The sequence below is a fragment of the Hymenobacter qilianensis genome, assembly GCF_014489555.1.
Lineage (GTDB): Bacteria > Bacteroidota > Bacteroidia > Cytophagales > Hymenobacteraceae > Hymenobacter > Hymenobacter qilianensis.
Genome location: NZ_CP060784.1, coordinates 3,674,084 through 3,689,146, shown reverse-complemented (window position 1 = coordinate 3,689,146; position 15,063 = coordinate 3,674,084). Strand labels below are relative to the sequence as shown.

The window sequence follows — 15,063 nt, the reverse complement described above, 5'->3', positions numbered from 1 at the left end:
CTACTACAGGTTGATTTCATGAAAAAAATCGTCACCAACCTCACTTTCTGGGTGCTGACCGCCATTATAGCCGGGGCGTTGCTGGGGCACTTTGCGCCTGATACGGCCGTGAAGATGGATGTGCTGGGGAAGGCTTTTATCAACGTCGTTAAGCTCTTCATCAACCCTATAATCTTCCTCACTATCACGCTGGGCATCAGCAGCATGGGTGATTTGAAGAAGGTAGGCCGGATTGGCGGCAAGGCGCTGATTTACTTCGAGGTCGTGACTACGCTGGCCCTGCTCATTGGCATTGGCGTAGCTTACCTCATTCAGCCGGGCGCGGGCGTAGTGCCTCAGAGCGCCGATGGCGCGAGCATTAACCAGTACACGCAGAAAGCGGGCGAATTTTCCTGGCTTCAGTTTCTGGCCGACAACCTGACGCTCCAGGTTCTGCTTCTTTCCATTGTGGGGGGCATTTTTCTGAGTCGCTACGCCCGGCGCCAGCCCATCATCGACCGGCTAACGAGGGCTTCGCGCTACGTGTTTCTGGGGCTGCACTGGGTGATGCGCTTTGCGCCCATTGGGGCGTTTGGCGGCATGGCGTTCACCATTGGCAAGTACGGCGTCGAGACGCTTATTCCGCTGGGCAAGCTCATGGCGACCGTGTACATCACCATGGCCCTGTTTGTTTTTCTGGTGCTGGGGGGCATTTTGCGCTATTGCCGCCTGAAGCTGCTGTCGTTTCTGGGCTACATCAAAGAGGAGCTGCTGATTGTGCTGGGCACTTCCTCCTCGGAGGCCGGCTTACCGGGCTTGATGGAGAAGCTGGAACGCATGGGCTGCGCCAAACCGGTAGTGGGGTTGGTAGTGCCGGCGGGCTACTCGTTCAACCTCGATGGCACCACCATTTACCTGTCGCTGGCCACGCTGTTTCTGGCGCAGGTATACAACATTACGCTGACCGGGGGGCAAATTCTGACGGTAATCGGCATCCTGATGGTGACGAGTAAAGGCGCGGCCGGCGTCACGGGTTCGGGGTTTGTGGTGCTGGCCAGCACGCTCACCGCTATCAAGGTGATTCCGGTAGAAGGCCTAGCTTTGCTGCTGGGCGTCGACCGTTTTATGTCGGAGGCGCGCTCCATTACCAACTTCATCGGCAACGGGGTGGCCACCATTTTCCTGGCGCACAACGAAGGTGCCCTCGACCACGCCCAGGCCGAGCGCATGCTGAGCGGTCATACTACCGTATCGACGGTAGAGGAAGCAATTGAGCAGTACAATCCATCCCTGCCCAACCTACCAGTAGAGCCGGTTGCGCCGCAAAATGAAGTTTTGTAGAGACGCATATTGGCTGTGCCGACCTTTAAACAAGGGTAATACAATCACTATTTACCCCGGCCCTGAATAATGATTTTGAGCGTGTAGAGAAGCACACGAAAGTCCATGGCCAAACTCATATTCTCGATATAAAGAATGTCGAATTTGAGGCGCTCGACCATCTGCGGAACGGTTTCGGCGTAGCCGTACTTCACCTGGCCCAGCGACGTGAGGCCGGGACGCACGCGGTGCAGGTGGCGGTAGTGGGGGGCAATTTTGGTGATCTGATTAATAAAAAACTGCCGCTCCGGGCGCGGGCCCACAATGCTCATATCGCCCTTGATCACGTTCCAGAACTGAGGCAGCTCGTCGAGGCGGACCTTACGCATAAAGCGGCCCCAGGGTGTGATGCGCGGGTCGCGGTCGGAGCTGAGGGCGGGGCCGCAGTCCTCGGCGTCGACGTACATAGAGCGAAACTTATAGATTCGGAAGGGCACGCCGTGCCGTCCGATGCGCTCCTGTGCGTAGAATATCGGCCCCGGCGAGGACATCTTAACCATGACGGCCGTAAAGGCATACACCGGCCAGCCCAGCAGCAAAAACGAGCCCGAGCCCAGTACATCGATCAGGCGCTTCAGAATCTTTTGCCACAGCGGCAGCAAATCCTGCTTTATCTCGATGAGCGGCGTGCCAAACAGGTGGTTAACCTTCACCGAGCCCAGCAGCATCTGGTAGAGGTCGGGCAGCACGCTTACGCGGGCAGTGGTGCCTTCCAGCAGCGCAAGCAGCTCCTGAATCATGCGGTGCTCGCTGGGCTCAATCGCGATTACTACTTGCTCGATGTCCAGCGTGCGAATGAGGGTCGGCAGGCGCTGGTAGCCGTCGCAGCGCGGCAGGGCTTCAGCCAGAGCGTCATCGATAGTGTCGCCCACGGGCGTAAACCCGACGAGTTTGAGGCCCAGATGCCGACTCGTGCGCACCAGTTCGTGGTAGGTATCGTGGGCCAGAGAATTGGAGCCAACCAACAGCGTATTAAACGAAATCACGCCACCGCGCACCAGCTTCTGTATGCTGCTCACGGCCCAGGTACGCAGCACCGCCGTGATAAAGAAATGCAGCAGGAAGTACGCCGAAATCGTTTTGTAGTAAAGCTGATAGCTGCTTACGCCTTCGTCATCGAGCAGAAAAGCGAAGAAAATCACAATCGCCCCAATTACTGACACGCGCGCCAGCCCAATGATTTCGGCCAGACGGGATTTGCGAAAAATATCGCGATACTCCCCAATCAGCGCATAGAGAACCAGCCAGAAGGAAGCGATGACAACAGCCGAACCCGTGAGCGAAAACATCACGCTTTCGGTGAAAACGTAGCCTTCATTGATCTCGCTGAGCAGGTATTTGCGCAGCAGAAAAAAACATATCCAGGCCAGGAGGGCCGCACCGAAGTCGGCGCCTATCAGCTTCAGCTTTTGGATGGTACGGATCAAGGGCGGACAAACAAGCCGGACCTTTCAGACCGGCAACAAGTAGGTGGTGGGGTGGCAATGCCAACGAAAGCGTAATTTCGCCGTCAGAGCTGCGCTGGAGGGCAATTTTGCTGTCTTTCGGAGTAGCCAAAGGTAGAGCATTAAAGCGGAATTTTCCGGCCTCCTGCCCCTACCACTCCGTATTCATCTCATGGACGCTAACAGCTACCGACACCGCGGCCTACGCCGCGCTCTTGTGGAAGAGCTTCGCCGCAAAGGTATTCGCGATGAGAAGGTACTGGCGGCCATAGGTACCGTGCCGCGCCACCTTTTCTTCGCCCCCGCTTTTCAGGCGCACGCCTATCAGGACAAGGCTTTTCCGATTGGCGAGGGCCAGACGATTTCGCAGCCCTACACCGTAGCATACCAAACAGAGCTGCTCCGGCTTACGCCCGACGATAAAGTGCTGGAAATTGGTACCGGCTCGGGGTATCAGTGCTGTGTGCTGCTCCAGATTACGCCCCACGTTTACAGCATCGAGTACAACCCTGTGCTGTTTGAAGGCACCCGCAAGCGCCTGGCGGCCCTGCACCAGCAGGCGCACCTCGTCTGCGGCGACGGCTCGCTGGGCTTGCCTGACCAAGCCCCCTTCGATAAGATTCTGGTGACGGCCGGCTCGCCCAATATTCCACGGCCGCTGCTGCGGCAGCTGCGCATCGGCGGCGCCCTGGTTATTCCGGTCGGTGATGCGCAGGTGCAGCGCATGATGCGCGTGGTGCGCGAGAGCGAAGACGAGTTTTCACGGGAGATTTTCGAGGAGTTTCGGTTCGTGCCCTTGCTGGGCCGGGCCGGCTGGGGTGGGTAAGCGGATAGGATATACCCGGCGCAGCCGCCTATCTTCGCGGCTTCATTAGCCTATTCTTTCTACCCCAATGCGCAAACAGAAGCCCGTCAAAGACTCGTTCGTGAACATGACCGAGCTGGTGCTGCCCAACGATACCAACACGCTCAACAACCTGATGGGCGGCCGCATGATGCATCTGATGGACATCGCCGCCGCCATTTCGGCCCAAAAACACTCCAACCGCATCGTTGTCACGGCTTCCGTGGACAATGTGTCGTTTAGTGCCGGCATTCGTCTCGGCAACGTGGTAACCTTACAGGCCCAGGTGACGCGCTCCTTTAGCTCGTCGATGGAAGTGCATATCGACGTGTGGGCCGAGGATATCCCGACGGGTACCAAAGTCAAATCCAACGAGGCCTTCTTCACATTTGTGGCCGTAGATCAGTCGGGCCGCCCGATTGATGTGCCGGAAGCCGTGGCCGAAACGGAAGAGGAAATCCGCTTGTATGATGGTGCTTTGCGGCGGCGTCAGCTGCGCCTGGTGCTCGGTGGCCGCATGAAGCCCGAAGAAGCATCGGAGCTTAAAGCCCTTTTTGATTTGGATTAAGGTGAATAGTTAAATTGCTGAAGGGTAAACGCCTGGTTCTCCATCAAGACCCGCGAACGACCAGCCATTTACCCTCCAACCATTTAACCATCAATTCTATATGCACGAGGCATCGCTGGCTTTTTTTCAGAATTTCTACACCAACGTATCGCTGTACGTGGTGGCGGAGGCAGATGAAAATGCCCCCCAGTTGCCCGCCGCCGCCCCAGCTGCTCCTGCGGCGCCCGTTGCGTCGGTGCCCCTGCTACTCCTCAGCCACCAACACCTGCGGCACCGGCACCGCCTGTGCCAGTTCCACCCTTAGCGGTAAAACCCGTCGCGCCCGCGAAGCTGCCTTCCATGGCGGGCCTGAATTTGCCCCCCACGCCGGCCGTTTCAGCCCGGTAAGTCCCGCTCCTGCTCCCCCTGCCCCACCCGTGTCAGACCAGCCGCAGCGAACGGCGCCGCCACTTACCGAAACGCCGTATTCTACGCTCGGCAGCAATGCTAATGGCCTTGTTATCATCGTGCGCATGGATCCGGTACGGTTTCAGCGGCTGCCCAAAAACGTGTTTCTCAACAACCTGCTCAAGGCTATTCGGCTGATTGTGGAGGATGTGGTTATTATCAACGTAGAGTCGCATTTGCCCGTGGCCCTGAGCACCTTACGGCAAAAACTGGCGGCCAAGCAAATCATTGGCTTCGGCAAAAACCTGCTTGATGTCGCCGTGTACAAAACGCAGCTGTATGAGCCGGTGCTTCTGGTAAACGATGTCGCCTACCTGCCCGCCGCCGAAATCGAGTTACTGGAGGAAGATACCAGCCGCAAAAAGCTGCTTTGGCAAGCTATGCAGCGTATGTTTTTGAGTTAGCCGAAAATATAGAAGCATAAGTACACTAGAACGTCATGCAGAGCAGCACGAAGCATCTCGCTCGCAGTCGTTGTCACTGTTATCGTCAAAAGTAATTGTCATCCTGAGGCACGAAGGAGCTTCTCGCACTGAAACAAGTCATGCAACTGCTACAAGGTCCTTCGTGCCTCAGGATGACAAACGGAAAAATAAAAAAGCATAAAAAAGCCCCCAGAATCTTTCCGGGGGGCTTTTTCTGGTCTTAGGAAGTTGGAGCCTTAGTTGGCTGCCAGCACTGACTTTAGCTTTTCCTCCAGTTCTTCACCACGCAGGTTTTTTGCGATGATGCGACCTTGTGGGTCCAGAAGGATAGTCTGGGGGATAGACTTTACACCGTAGGTCTGGCCGGCTGCGCTTTCCCAACCTTTCAGATCGGAAACGTGGGTCCAGGTGAGACCATCTTTAGCAATAGCTTTCTCCCACTTGGTTTTATCCTGATCGAAGGAGACGCCGTAAATCTCGAAGCCTTTGCTTTTGTACTTGTTGTACATGCGCACCACATTCGGGTTTTCCTGACGGCAGGGGCCACACCACGAAGCCCAGAAATCAATGAGCACGTACTTGCCACGCAGGCTACTCAGCGCCACGGGGGCACCGGCTGGCGATGCCAGTTGAATCTCAGGAGCAACCACACCCACGGCCGTGGGGCGCAGCACATCCAGCCGCGTCACCAAGGACTGCGTATAGCGCGAGTCGGGCAAAGTTTTCTTGAACAGCGTGGCCATGGAATCAGCGAACGGGAACTGCTCATCCGGATTCAGCACGTTGCCCACCACAAAGGCCGACACGACTGAATTGGGGTTCTGACGCACCAGCTGCTTGATACCAGCGATGTTGCGGGCCTGCACCGTCGTGAAGCGCTCTCTGATGACGCGCATGGTGTCCTCACGGCCTGCCTGTGCCGCTTGGTTGTAGCGCTCGCCCAGGCTTTCTACTGTCTTTTTGGTTTTGTCCAGCTCGCGCATCAGGCGCTGTAATAGCTCCGAATCGGGGGAGCCTTTCACCGTGTAGCTGGTGCCTAGTTGCGCGGCATCGCCGCTTAGCTGCACCTGACTGCCGTTGTTGAGGGCCAGCAGCACCTGGTTGGCGTCGTCTGTTTTGAGTTGATACAGCCCGGCTTCCGGCAAAGCACCTTTTAGGGTAAAAGCGCCTTTTTCGTCAACGGTAGCCGTATCGCGGGAAATAAACTGAGTTTCGCCCAGTTCCGCCAGATACACCTTGGTTCCAGCCGGAGCGTTGGTCAGTTGACCCGTAACCTGATAGCCTTCGCCCGTAGTAGCATTAGCGGTGTCCGACGTGGGAGCCGTAGCTCGGTTACAGGCATTAGCCATGCCTAGCACGGCGGCAAATAGCAGAATGCTCTTCATTTTCTTCATCATCTCGGTTGATATGCCAAGTCGGGGCAGCTAAAATTCAGTTACAGACCCGATTTGGGGCCGCAAGTTGCCGATTATCGCGTAAATCGGCAGCCATATGGGAACGCTTATTTAAACCCGATTCGGTTCATGAGGTTCCACAACCTGCGTCTGACCTAACTTATAACCCCAGAGGCACGCTTGGCAAAGCACGCCCCTGGGATTGAATTACACGCTGGCGTCCAATTTTTGGCGCAGCAGCTGGTTGGCTACTTTGGGGTCGGCTTTACCGCCGGTAAGCTTCATCAGCTCGCCCATAAACATGCCGGTCAGGGCTTTTTTACCGGCGCGGTACTCAGCTACTTTGCCGGGGTTTGCGGCCAGCACCTGCTCGACCATTGCCAGCAAGCCTGCCTCGTCCGACTCTTGTAGCAAGTTTTGCTCTTGGGCGGCCTGGGGGGCTCTTTTCTCCGGGTTCTCGAGCAAATACGGGAACAGCTGCTTGGAAGCAACCGAATGGCTGATCTTGTTTTCGTCGATAAGCTGAATGATATCGGCAAGGTGCTGCGTGGTGAGCGGGAACTCACTCATCGGCAATGCGCGCTCATTCAGATACGACTTCACCGGCCCCATCACCCAGTTGGCGGCAGCTTTGGCGTTGGTGGTCAGGCGCGTAAGCTCATCGAAAAACAAGGCCACTTCCTTCTGGTCCGTGAGCACCGATGCATCGTAATCCGACAAACCCAGCTCGCCGGTAAAGCGCGCGTAAAGCTGTTGGGGCAGTGCCGGCAATTCGGCCTGCACGCGGTGCAACCAGGCGTCATCGATGACCACGGGGGGCAAATCTGGCTCCGGGAAGTAGCGGTAGTCGTTCATCGTCTCCTTGCTACGCTGTCCGCTGGTAGTACCCGACGCCGCATCGAAGCCACGCGTTTCGCTGTCGATGGTTTCGCCGGCTTCCAGAATGGCAATCTGCCGCTCAATCTCGTGCTCAATGGCGCGCTGCACGTTGCGGAAGGAGTTCATGTTCTTCACCTCCACCTTGGTCCCGAACTTATCGGCCCCGCGCAGCATCACCGAGATATTGGCGTCGCAGCGAAGCGAGCCTTCCTCCATGTTGCCGTCGCAAATACCCAAGTACACCACCAGCTTCTTGATTTCGGCCAAATAAGCGTAGGCTTCCTCTGCGTTGCGAATGTCCGGCTCCGACACAATCTCAATTAGCGGCACGCCAGCGCGGTTCAAATCCACCAGCGTTTCTACCTCGCCCGCCAAGTGCATGGATTTGCCCGCGTCTTCCTCCATGTGAATGCGCGTCACGCCAATTTCCCGCGTGGTACCGTCACTCAAGCGAATCGGGACGTGGCCTTGGGTGCAGATTGGGGTTTTATCCTGGGTGATCTGGTAGCCCTTGGGCAGGTCAGGATAGAAGTAGTTTTTGCGCGCAAATAGGTTGTCGCGGGTAATGTGACAGTTGGTGGCCAAGCCCATTTTCATGGCAAACTCCACGGCCGAGTAGTTCACCCGCGGCAGCGTACCGGGGTGGCCCAACGTAATTACCGAGAGGTTATGATTTGGCAGCGCACCGTACTCATTCTCATCCGACGAGTACATTTTGCTGTGCGTGAGCAGCTGTGCGTGCACTTCTAGCCCGATAACAGGCTGGTATTTTGATTTTATTGCTTCGTCCATGAATCGCAGATTTACGCTGATTTGGCGGCTGATTTCTACTTGCGAAGGTAAGGCACAGCAGCTACGTTTTATTTCTCGTTCCTGTTAATCGTAATATGCTTGACGAGTTCCAGTGGTTTACTTAACTAATAGTATTGTAGAGAAGAGAAGCGAAGCGGACACTTTTCAATTTATCTTAAATGTTAGTGGCAGGGTGTAGAATGTGTCCATAGGGTCGCAGTCTATCAGCCCGACTCGCCACTGCTTGATTCTGCGCACCGCCGCTATTGCCTCAACATCTAGTAAAGGTGAAGGGGACTCAACTACCCAAACATCAACTAGTTGACCAGTCCGATTTACTACAAATTTCACCTTAACTACGCCTTCAATGCCAAGTTTTAGGGCCTTAGCAGGATAACGCACATTGGTAGTCTGCTGAGTGAAAGGTACTTGGTTAGGGCAAGCGCGACGGTCCAAGGTATCGCAGTTCATGGCGCCACCAGATTCATCAAAACATTCCTGAAGCACTCGCTTTTGATTTTCATATCTGTCTCGGCGGCGAATTTTACCGTTCGAATAGTAAGCTAGTCCCTCGCCCTGACGTGCCCCGTCTTGATAGCTCTCACGGCGCTTGACGCTCCCATTATCGTAGTATACCACCGTCTCACCATCCCGAATACGGCGGCGGATGTTAGAAAAGGAGGCAACTTCCCTAACTTTTTTTGGAGCGAAATACCACGTCTCAACAGCCCTTAAACTATCAGTGAACTTTGTTTCGACAGCGTATGAAGCGCCTACGGAATTTATAAGTCTTCTATTTTGTGCGTCGAAGTACGCCATTACCTTGGTGCCAGCAGTTTGCCCTAGCAAGTGCATAGGCATTAACAGACAGCAAAGCAGGAGCATATTGCAACGCATAAGCATGTTTTTAGAGCCTTTACCCTAACCCCTTCCCTATCAATTCCTCCGCTTTGCCAATAGCCGCGCCGAGCCCAGCCACATTTTTGCCCCCCGCAGTAGCGAAGAATGGCTGACCGCCGCCGCCGCCCTGAATTTCCTTAGCCAGCTCGCGCACCAGCGTGGAAGCGTTCAATTTGCCCCCCGCAGCTAGTGCATCATCTAGCATCACAGCCAACTGTGGCTTCCCTTCAATCTCGGCTCCGAGCACCAGCACTAGGTTAGGCACAGCTTGGCGTAGGTTAAAGGCCAGCGTTTTGAGACCATCGGCAGAGTTAACCTGCACCTGAGCGGCAAGGAAATTCACGCCATTCAGTGGCTTCACCTGAGATGCTAATTGTTCTTTTTGCTGATTGAGACTTTGCTGAGCAAACTGCTCAATCTGCTTACGCAGGCCAGCAATTTCTTCGGTTTGCTTCTCGATGCTGGTCAGCAGATGTTGTGGGTTGCCCAGCGCCTCGCGCACCTGCTGTAGCAAGTCTAGCTGCTGGTTCACGTAAGCTTCGGCAGCCTCGGCCGTTACGGCTTCGATGCGGCGCACACCGGCGCCTACCGCCGATTCGGAGGTAATTTTGAAGAAGCCGATGTCGCCGGTGGTGCGCACGTGGGTGCCGCCGCAAAGCTCTACGGAAAAGTCTTTGTCGAAGGTAATGACGCGCACAAATTCGCCGTACTTCTCACCAAATAAGGCGGTGGCGCCTAGTTCTTTCGCCTCGGCAATCGGCACGTTGCGGCGCTCATCCAGCGGAATTTGCTGACGAATTCGTTCATTCACCAGCGTTTCTACCTGGCGCAGTTGGTCGTCGGTTACTTTGGTGAAGTGGCTGAAGTCGAAGCGCAGGAGCTTCTCATTTACTAAGGAGCCTTTTTGGGCAACGTGGGAGCCTACTATTTCGCGCAGAGCGGCTTGCAGCAAGTGGGTAGCCGTGTGGTTGCGGCGAATTTGGTCGCGGCGGGCGTGGTCGATGCGGCTGATGAAGCTGGCCTCCAGATCCTCGGGCAAATCCAGGACGGTGTGCACGATGAGGTCGTTTTCCTTTTTCGTGTCAATCACCCGCACCTTCGACAAGTCCGACTCCAGGTAGCCCGTGTCGCCAATTTGCCCCCCAGACTCTGCGTAGAACGGCGTTTGATCCAGTACAACCTGATACTCGGTTTTGCCTTTGCGGTCGGTGCGGCGGTAACGCAGAATGCGGGCTGGCGCTTCCTCCAGGTCGTAGCCTACAAACGCGGGCTGCTCCTCCGATTCAGTTACGATGGTCCAGTCGCTTTGCTCAGCCTCTTGGGCGTTGCGCGAGCGGCTTTTCTGCGCTTCTAATTCTTTCTTAAAGCCTTCCTCGTCCACAGTCAGACCCTTTTCGCGGGCGATGAGGGCGGTCAGGTCGAGCGGGAAACCGAACGTATCCGACAGCTCAAACGCCGTAGCGCCGTCGATGCGGTTACCATTGGCTTTGGCCGTTGCCTCCAAAGCGTCCAAGCGGCGCAGACCGTTTTCCAGCGTTTTCAGGAAGGCAATTTCTTCCTCCTCAATCACGCGCTGCACAAACTGCTGCTGCTGCTTGAGTTCGGGGAAAATGCTGCGCATCTGGTCGGCCAGCACGGGCACCAGTTTATAGAGGAAAGGCTGCTTCTGATTCAGCGAGGAAAAGGCATAGCGCACGGCCCGGCGCAGGATACGGCGAATCACGTAGCCGGCCTTCACGTTGCTGGGCAGTTGTCCGTCGGCAATTGTGAAGCTGATAGTGCGGATGTGGTCGGCGATTACACGGATGGCGATGTCCGTTTTCTCGTTCTCCGTGGTGGGCTGGTCATTCACGGTGGCCGGGGCCGTGCCGTGGTATTCCAGACCAACTTCCGAGGCAATAAACTGAATTAGGGGCTGGAAAACGTCGGTGTCGTAGTTCGACTTCACGCCCGACACAGCCATCATCAGACGCTCGAAGCCCATACCTGTATCCACGTGCTGGGCCGGCAGCTTTACCAACGACTTGTCGGCCAGACGCTGGAATTCCATGAACACGTTGTTCCAGATTTCGACTACCTGCGGGTGGTCATTATTTACCAGCTCCCGCCCCGATTTCTGGGCTACTTCGGCCTCGTCGCGCAGGTCGATATGGATTTCGGTGCAGGGGCCGCAGGGGCCCGTATCGCCCATTTCCCAAAAGTTATCCTTCTTGTTGCCGGGCATAATGCGCTCTTCGGCCACGTACTGCCGCCACAGTTCCTGCGTCTCCGTATCAGCGCCGAGGCCGTCGCCTTGGTCGCCTTCGAAGTAGGTGACGTAGAGGCGGTCTTTGGGCAGCTTGTATACTTCGGTGAGCAGCTCCCAGGCCCAGGCAATGGCGTCTTTCTTGAAATAATCGCCAAACGACCAGTTGCCGAGCATCTCGAACATGGTGTGGTGGTAGGTGTCGTAGCCTACCTCTTCCAGGTCGTTGTGCTTGCCCGACACGCGCAGACACTTCTGGGTATCCGCGATGCGCTTGAAGGGCGCGGGCTTGTTGCCGAGGAAATAGTCCTTAAACGGGGCCATACCCGAGTTGATGAACAGCAGCGTGGGGTCGTCTTTTACCACAATAGGCGCCGAGGGTACAATGTGGTGGCCTTTGGAGGCGAAGAAGTCGAGGAATTGCTGGCGGACGTGGTGGGCCGAGGGAAGTGACATGGCAGGTAGCCTAAGCGGAAGCTTAGGGAATCGTTGGAATCGTGGAACGAAGCCGGCCGCGCCGCCGGAAAGTTGGCGGCTGGCTGGATTTTGGCTACTTTTCGCCATTAAATTAATGGCGTTAGCGGCAAAGTTAGCCGACTTTGATAGTAGCGCGAACTTTCCGTTCGCGTTTCGTCAGGTTTGCTGCAAAAATGCCCCCAGCCATTCACTCAACGGTACGCGAACTAAAAGTTCGCGCTACATCGCGCTAGCCTTATGCCCTACAAAGAACGCGACATCGAAAAGCAGTACTTCACCATCGGCGAGGTAGCCGCGCAATTCAACGTAGCGCCCTCACTTATTCGCTTCTGGGAAACGGAATTTGAGGAATTGCGCCCCCGCAAAAGCAAAAAAGGCAACCGCCTCTACACGCCCCAGGACATCGATATTTTCCGCACCATCTACCATCTGGTGAAGGAGCGCGGCTACACCATCCCCGGCGCCCGCGACCTGATGAAGCAAAAAGGCCCCCAGCTCAAGGAAAAAATCGACGTGATTCAGAGCCTGGAGAAAGTGCGCAAATTCATGGTTACCATGAAGAAAGAGCTGGATGCTATTAGCAAGGCACAATAATATTTAATCAGAACGTCATGCAGAGCGGAGCGAAGCATCTCGCATGCTGATGTCTACTTACTAATCTCACTACCGCTGGCGAGATGCTTCGCTCCGCTCTGCATGACCGCCTTTTAGCATAATGTTGGGAGAAGGTGCGAGCGATTCAGTTTTAGTCGTGGCGTACTATTTGACTGGGGGAAAGCATAGCTTCCTATCTGCTTCTATCCCGCTTTTCATTTCATGCCCGCCGACGATACGTTACTCTACGAAGTTGCTCTAACATTATTTCCCGGCATCGGTCCCCAGCTTACGCGTCAGCTGATGAGCTACGGCGGCTCGGCCAAAAACGTGCTGCATTTGCCCCCCGGCAAGCTCCGCAAGATTCCCGGCGTCGGCAACACGACGGTGGCTACGCTCACTGGCGCGGAGCGCGGTAAAGCGCTTACTCTGGCCGAAACCACCTTGCGCCGGGCGGAAAAAGATGGGGTGCAATTGCTTTTTTATACCAGCAAGCGCTATCCGACTCGCCTCAAGCAAATTCCCGATGCGCCGGCGCTGCTTTATTATCAAGGCACCGCCGACCTCAACCATTCTAAAACTGTAGCCTTAGTCGGTACTCGCAAAGCTACCGATTATGGCCGCGAGCAAACGGAGCGTATTGTGCAGGGCTTGGTGACACATAATCCACTTGTAGTCAGCGGACTGGCTTACGGTATCGACATTGCTGCGCACCGCGCTGCTTTGCAGGAAGGCTTGGAAACAGTGGGCGTAATGGCCACGGGCCTCAATATTATCTACCCCGCCGCGCACCGCAAAACGGCGGAGAAAATGATTACCCAAGGCGGTTTGCTCACTGAGTTTCCCTTCGGCACCCAGCCCGACCGCTACAACTTTCCGGCGCGCAACCGTATTATCGCCGGCCTTTCCGATGGCACTGTGGTTGTGGAAGCGGCGCGCAAAGGCGGCGCCCTTATCACGGCCGAAATTGCGCTAAGCTATAACCGCGACGTGCTGGCCGTGCCCGGCAACCTCGGCACCGACACCTCCGAGGGCTGCAACCATTTGATCAAAAGCAACAAAGCCGCCATGTACGCCGAGCCGCGCGACCTGGAGGAAGTGCTCAACTGGGACGCGGCCCTGCACCAAACCGGCAAAAAACGCCCCCCAGCCACCTACGACGCCGACGATTTTTCCACGGAGGAATTTCAGCTTATTCAGGTGCTCGCCTTACAGGAAGAACTACTGGATAATCTTAGCTGGAAAGCGCAATTACCCGTTAATCAGGCGGCTAGCTTGCTGCTGGGTCTGGAGTTTAGGGGCGTAGTGAAAGCATTGCCCGGCAAGCGGTTTGCGCTGTTGTAAACAAAGCCGTTGGGTAGTGCCACGACTTTTGTGGGTCGTGGCACCACTATCGTTGACCCGAAGGACAGCGAAGCTAACAAGCTGGCTGGGGGCTTTTTATATTGCTAGCAGACATCAGCAACGATAGTGGTACCACTTGGTTCCTCAGCCTCTTCTTTCACCTTATTTGCGCCTGCTTTGTCCTACCTTATCTACAACGGCCAGCTGATGGATGAAGCCGCTTTCAAGCTGGCTTTGCCCAATCGGGGCCTGTTTTACAACGACGGTTTTTTTGAGACACTGATCTGGGCCGATGGTGGGGTGCGCCTCCTCTCCTATCATCTGCACCGGATGCAGGCCGCCGCCAGTGCTTTGCACCTGACTCTGCCTGCCGAGCTGGGCACGCCAGATAGTCTGGGGGCATTTTTGACCAATTAGTAGCTGCCCAAAACCTTACAGCGGCCCGTCTGCGCCTCCAGCTATGGAGGGCAGGCGCAGGCTTATACACGCCGGTCACTCCAACAGCCGATTATTTGCTCACCGCAACGGCCTACGAGCCGGCCGCACCCACTGGCGCCCGCGCCGATTTTAGCCAGCACTTACGCACGCACTTCTCGCCTTTCAGCTTCTGCAAAGGTCCTAATGCGCTTACTTACGTCATGGCTGCCCAGGAGCGCGCCGGCCGCGGCCTCGACGAGGTTCTGCTGCTGGACAGCGCAGGGCACGTAGCCGAAGCGGGCGCAGCGGCAATTTTTTGGGTGAAGAATAAATGCCTACACACGCCTGCCATCAGTACGGGGTGCGTGGCGGGCGTCCGCCGGGCTCACTTGCTGAGCGTGGCTCAGGCACATGGATTTCCTGTCGAGGAAGGCCTTTATCCGGTAACAGAGCTGCTTACTGCGGAGGCCGTGTTTACGGCAAATGTGGCAACGGTGCGCCCTATCTGGCAAGTGGGTGAAACCAGCTTTTCCCCCGAACCGCATCCTTTGGTAACCCAGCTACTACGCTGGGAAGCAAGCTATTGATGCAGCTGCGGAAGATTTCGCCGCCGCAGCTTGCGCCAGCTGTCTTCAAACTCCAGCAGATCAGCTTCGGTTACCTCATTGGTGCGTAATACGTTCGCACGAGGGCCTTGCCCGGCGTGCAGCGCATACAATGCTACCCATGCCCGGTGCTGACGCGTCAGCACACTTTGCTCTGATTCGGTAACGTAGATGGAAAAGTAGTCGCGAGGTATCACGCGGGCAGCTACGAAAAACGTAAAGGTTCGGATTTAGACTTTGTATAATTTTATTTTTATACAAATAATTATACTAAATAATGTACAGCTAGTTAGTTAGGCCTTAGTTAGCGAGGTTTATAATATTAAAT

The 15,063-nt window shown here is 55.8% G+C and carries 15 protein-coding genes; 9 read left to right on the top strand and 6 right to left on the bottom strand.

Annotated features, from left to right (window positions below; genetic code table 11):
• The first annotated feature begins 18 nt into the window (after positions 1-18).
• Positions 19-1,320, top strand: a complete 1,302-nt coding sequence (locus H9L05_RS16610; RefSeq protein ID WP_187731873.1) for a cation:dicarboxylate symporter family transporter — start codon at positions 19-21, stop codon at positions 1,318-1,320.
• 47 nt (positions 1,321-1,367) lie between these two features.
• Here H9L05_RS16610 and H9L05_RS16605 read toward each other — a convergent pair whose 3' ends face one another.
• Positions 1,368-2,786: a sugar transferase gene (locus H9L05_RS16605; protein ID WP_223284517.1), complete on the bottom strand. Its 1,419-nt coding sequence runs from the start codon at positions 2,784-2,786 to the stop codon at positions 1,368-1,370.
• 190 nt (positions 2,787-2,976) lie between these two features.
• On the opposite strand from H9L05_RS16605, the gene H9L05_RS16600 reads away from it, so the two are divergent.
• From H9L05_RS16600 to H9L05_RS16585, 4 genes are all read left to right on the top strand, one after another.
• Positions 2,977-3,630: a protein-L-isoaspartate(D-aspartate) O-methyltransferase gene (locus H9L05_RS16600; RefSeq protein WP_187731872.1), complete on the top strand. Its 654-nt coding sequence runs from the start codon at positions 2,977-2,979 to the stop codon at positions 3,628-3,630.
• Between the two features lie 67 nt (positions 3,631-3,697).
• On the top strand, positions 3,698-4,216 hold the full coding sequence (locus H9L05_RS16595; protein WP_187309392.1) for an acyl-CoA thioesterase: 519 nt from the start codon (positions 3,698-3,700) through the stop codon (positions 4,214-4,216).
• A gap of 100 nt (positions 4,217-4,316) precedes the next feature.
• Positions 4,317-4,520: a hypothetical protein gene (locus H9L05_RS16590; RefSeq protein ID WP_187731871.1), complete on the top strand. Its 204-nt coding sequence runs from the start codon at positions 4,317-4,319 to the stop codon at positions 4,518-4,520.
• A gap of 112 nt (positions 4,521-4,632) precedes the next feature.
• A complete protein-coding gene (locus H9L05_RS16585; RefSeq protein WP_187731870.1) occupies positions 4,633-5,067 on the top strand; it encodes a hypothetical protein in 435 nt (144 codons plus the stop codon).
• Between the two features lie 257 nt (positions 5,068-5,324).
• On the opposite strand, the gene H9L05_RS16580 is transcribed toward H9L05_RS16585, so the two are convergent.
• The 4 genes from H9L05_RS16580 to alaS all read right to left on the bottom strand — a co-directional run bounded on the left by H9L05_RS16580 (position 5,325) and on the right by alaS (position 11,754).
• Positions 5,325-6,485 carry a TlpA disulfide reductase family protein gene (locus H9L05_RS16580; RefSeq protein WP_187731869.1) on the bottom strand — a complete coding sequence of 387 codons (1,161 nt, stop codon included), beginning with the start codon at positions 6,483-6,485 and terminating at the stop codon, positions 5,325-5,327.
• Positions 6,486-6,689: 204 nt separating this feature from the next.
• Entirely contained in the window at positions 6,690-8,153 is a 1,464-nt protein-coding gene (gatB, locus tag H9L05_RS16575; RefSeq protein WP_187731868.1) for an Asp-tRNA(Asn)/Glu-tRNA(Gln) amidotransferase subunit GatB, read from the bottom strand.
• 165 nt (positions 8,154-8,318) lie between these two features.
• Positions 8,319-8,972, bottom strand: coding sequence for an energy transducer TonB (locus H9L05_RS16570; RefSeq protein WP_187731867.1), 654 nt, complete (start codon positions 8,970-8,972; stop codon positions 8,319-8,321).
• Positions 8,973-9,069: 97 nt separating this feature from the next.
• Positions 9,070-11,754, bottom strand: a complete 2,685-nt coding sequence (gene alaS, locus H9L05_RS16565; RefSeq protein WP_187731866.1) for an alanine--tRNA ligase — start codon at positions 11,752-11,754, stop codon at positions 9,070-9,072.
• 258 nt (positions 11,755-12,012) lie between these two features.
• On the opposite strand from alaS, the gene H9L05_RS16560 reads away from it, so the two are divergent.
• The 4 genes from H9L05_RS16560 (at position 12,013) to H9L05_RS16545 (ending at position 14,717) form a co-directional block, all read left to right on the top strand.
• Positions 12,013-12,369, top strand: a complete 357-nt coding sequence (locus H9L05_RS16560) for a MerR family transcriptional regulator (protein WP_133272670.1) — start codon at positions 12,013-12,015, stop codon at positions 12,367-12,369.
• A 222-nt stretch (positions 12,370-12,591) separates the two neighbouring features.
• Entirely contained in the window at positions 12,592-13,713 is a 1,122-nt protein-coding gene (gene dprA, locus H9L05_RS16555) for a DNA-processing protein DprA (RefSeq protein WP_187731865.1), read from the top strand.
• 177 nt (positions 13,714-13,890) lie between these two features.
• Entirely contained in the window at positions 13,891-14,130 is a 240-nt protein-coding gene (locus H9L05_RS16550; protein ID WP_187731864.1) for an aminotransferase class IV, read from the top strand.
• Positions 14,115-14,717 carry an aminotransferase class IV gene (locus H9L05_RS16545; RefSeq protein ID WP_187734309.1) on the top strand — a complete coding sequence of 201 codons (603 nt, stop codon included), beginning with the start codon at positions 14,115-14,117 and terminating at the stop codon, positions 14,715-14,717. The genes H9L05_RS16550 and H9L05_RS16545 overlap by 16 nt, the downstream gene beginning before the upstream one ends.
• Here the strand turns inward: H9L05_RS16545 and H9L05_RS16540 are convergent.
• Positions 14,711-14,932: a hypothetical protein gene (locus H9L05_RS16540; RefSeq protein ID WP_187731863.1), complete on the bottom strand. Its 222-nt coding sequence runs from the start codon at positions 14,930-14,932 to the stop codon at positions 14,711-14,713. The two genes, H9L05_RS16545 and H9L05_RS16540, sit on opposite strands and share 7 nt — an antisense overlap.
• Positions 14,933-15,063 lie beyond the last annotated feature (131 nt).

Bases quoted from the DNA above. Each gene is read 5' to 3' on its own strand.
- H9L05_RS16580 (WP_187731869.1), bottom strand. From the start codon at position 6,485: ATGATGAAGAAAATGAAGAGCATTCTGCTATTTGCCGCCGTGCTAGGC.
- H9L05_RS16610 (WP_187731873.1), top strand. From the start codon at position 19: ATGAAAAAAATCGTCACCAACCTCACTTTCTGGGTGCTGACCGCCATT.
- H9L05_RS16595 (WP_187309392.1), top strand. From the start codon at position 3,698: ATGCGCAAACAGAAGCCCGTCAAAGACTCGTTCGTGAACATGACCGAG.
- H9L05_RS16590 (WP_187731871.1), top strand. From the start codon at position 4,317: ATGCACGAGGCATCGCTGGCTTTTTTTCAGAATTTCTACACCAACGTA.
- gatB (WP_187731868.1), bottom strand. From the start codon at position 8,153: ATGGACGAAGCAATAAAATCAAAATACCAGCCTGTTATCGGGCTAGAA.
- dprA (WP_187731865.1), top strand. From the start codon at position 12,592: ATGCCCGCCGACGATACGTTACTCTACGAAGTTGCTCTAACATTATTT.
- H9L05_RS16560 (WP_133272670.1), top strand. From the start codon at position 12,013: ATGCCCTACAAAGAACGCGACATCGAAAAGCAGTACTTCACCATCGGC.
- H9L05_RS16570 (WP_187731867.1), bottom strand. From the start codon at position 8,972: ATGGCGTACTTCGACGCACAAAATAGAAGACTTATAAATTCCGTAGGC.
- alaS (WP_187731866.1), bottom strand. From the start codon at position 11,754: ATGTCACTTCCCTCGGCCCACCACGTCCGCCAGCAATTCCTCGACTTC.
- H9L05_RS16600 (WP_187731872.1), top strand. From the start codon at position 2,977: ATGGACGCTAACAGCTACCGACACCGCGGCCTACGCCGCGCTCTTGTG.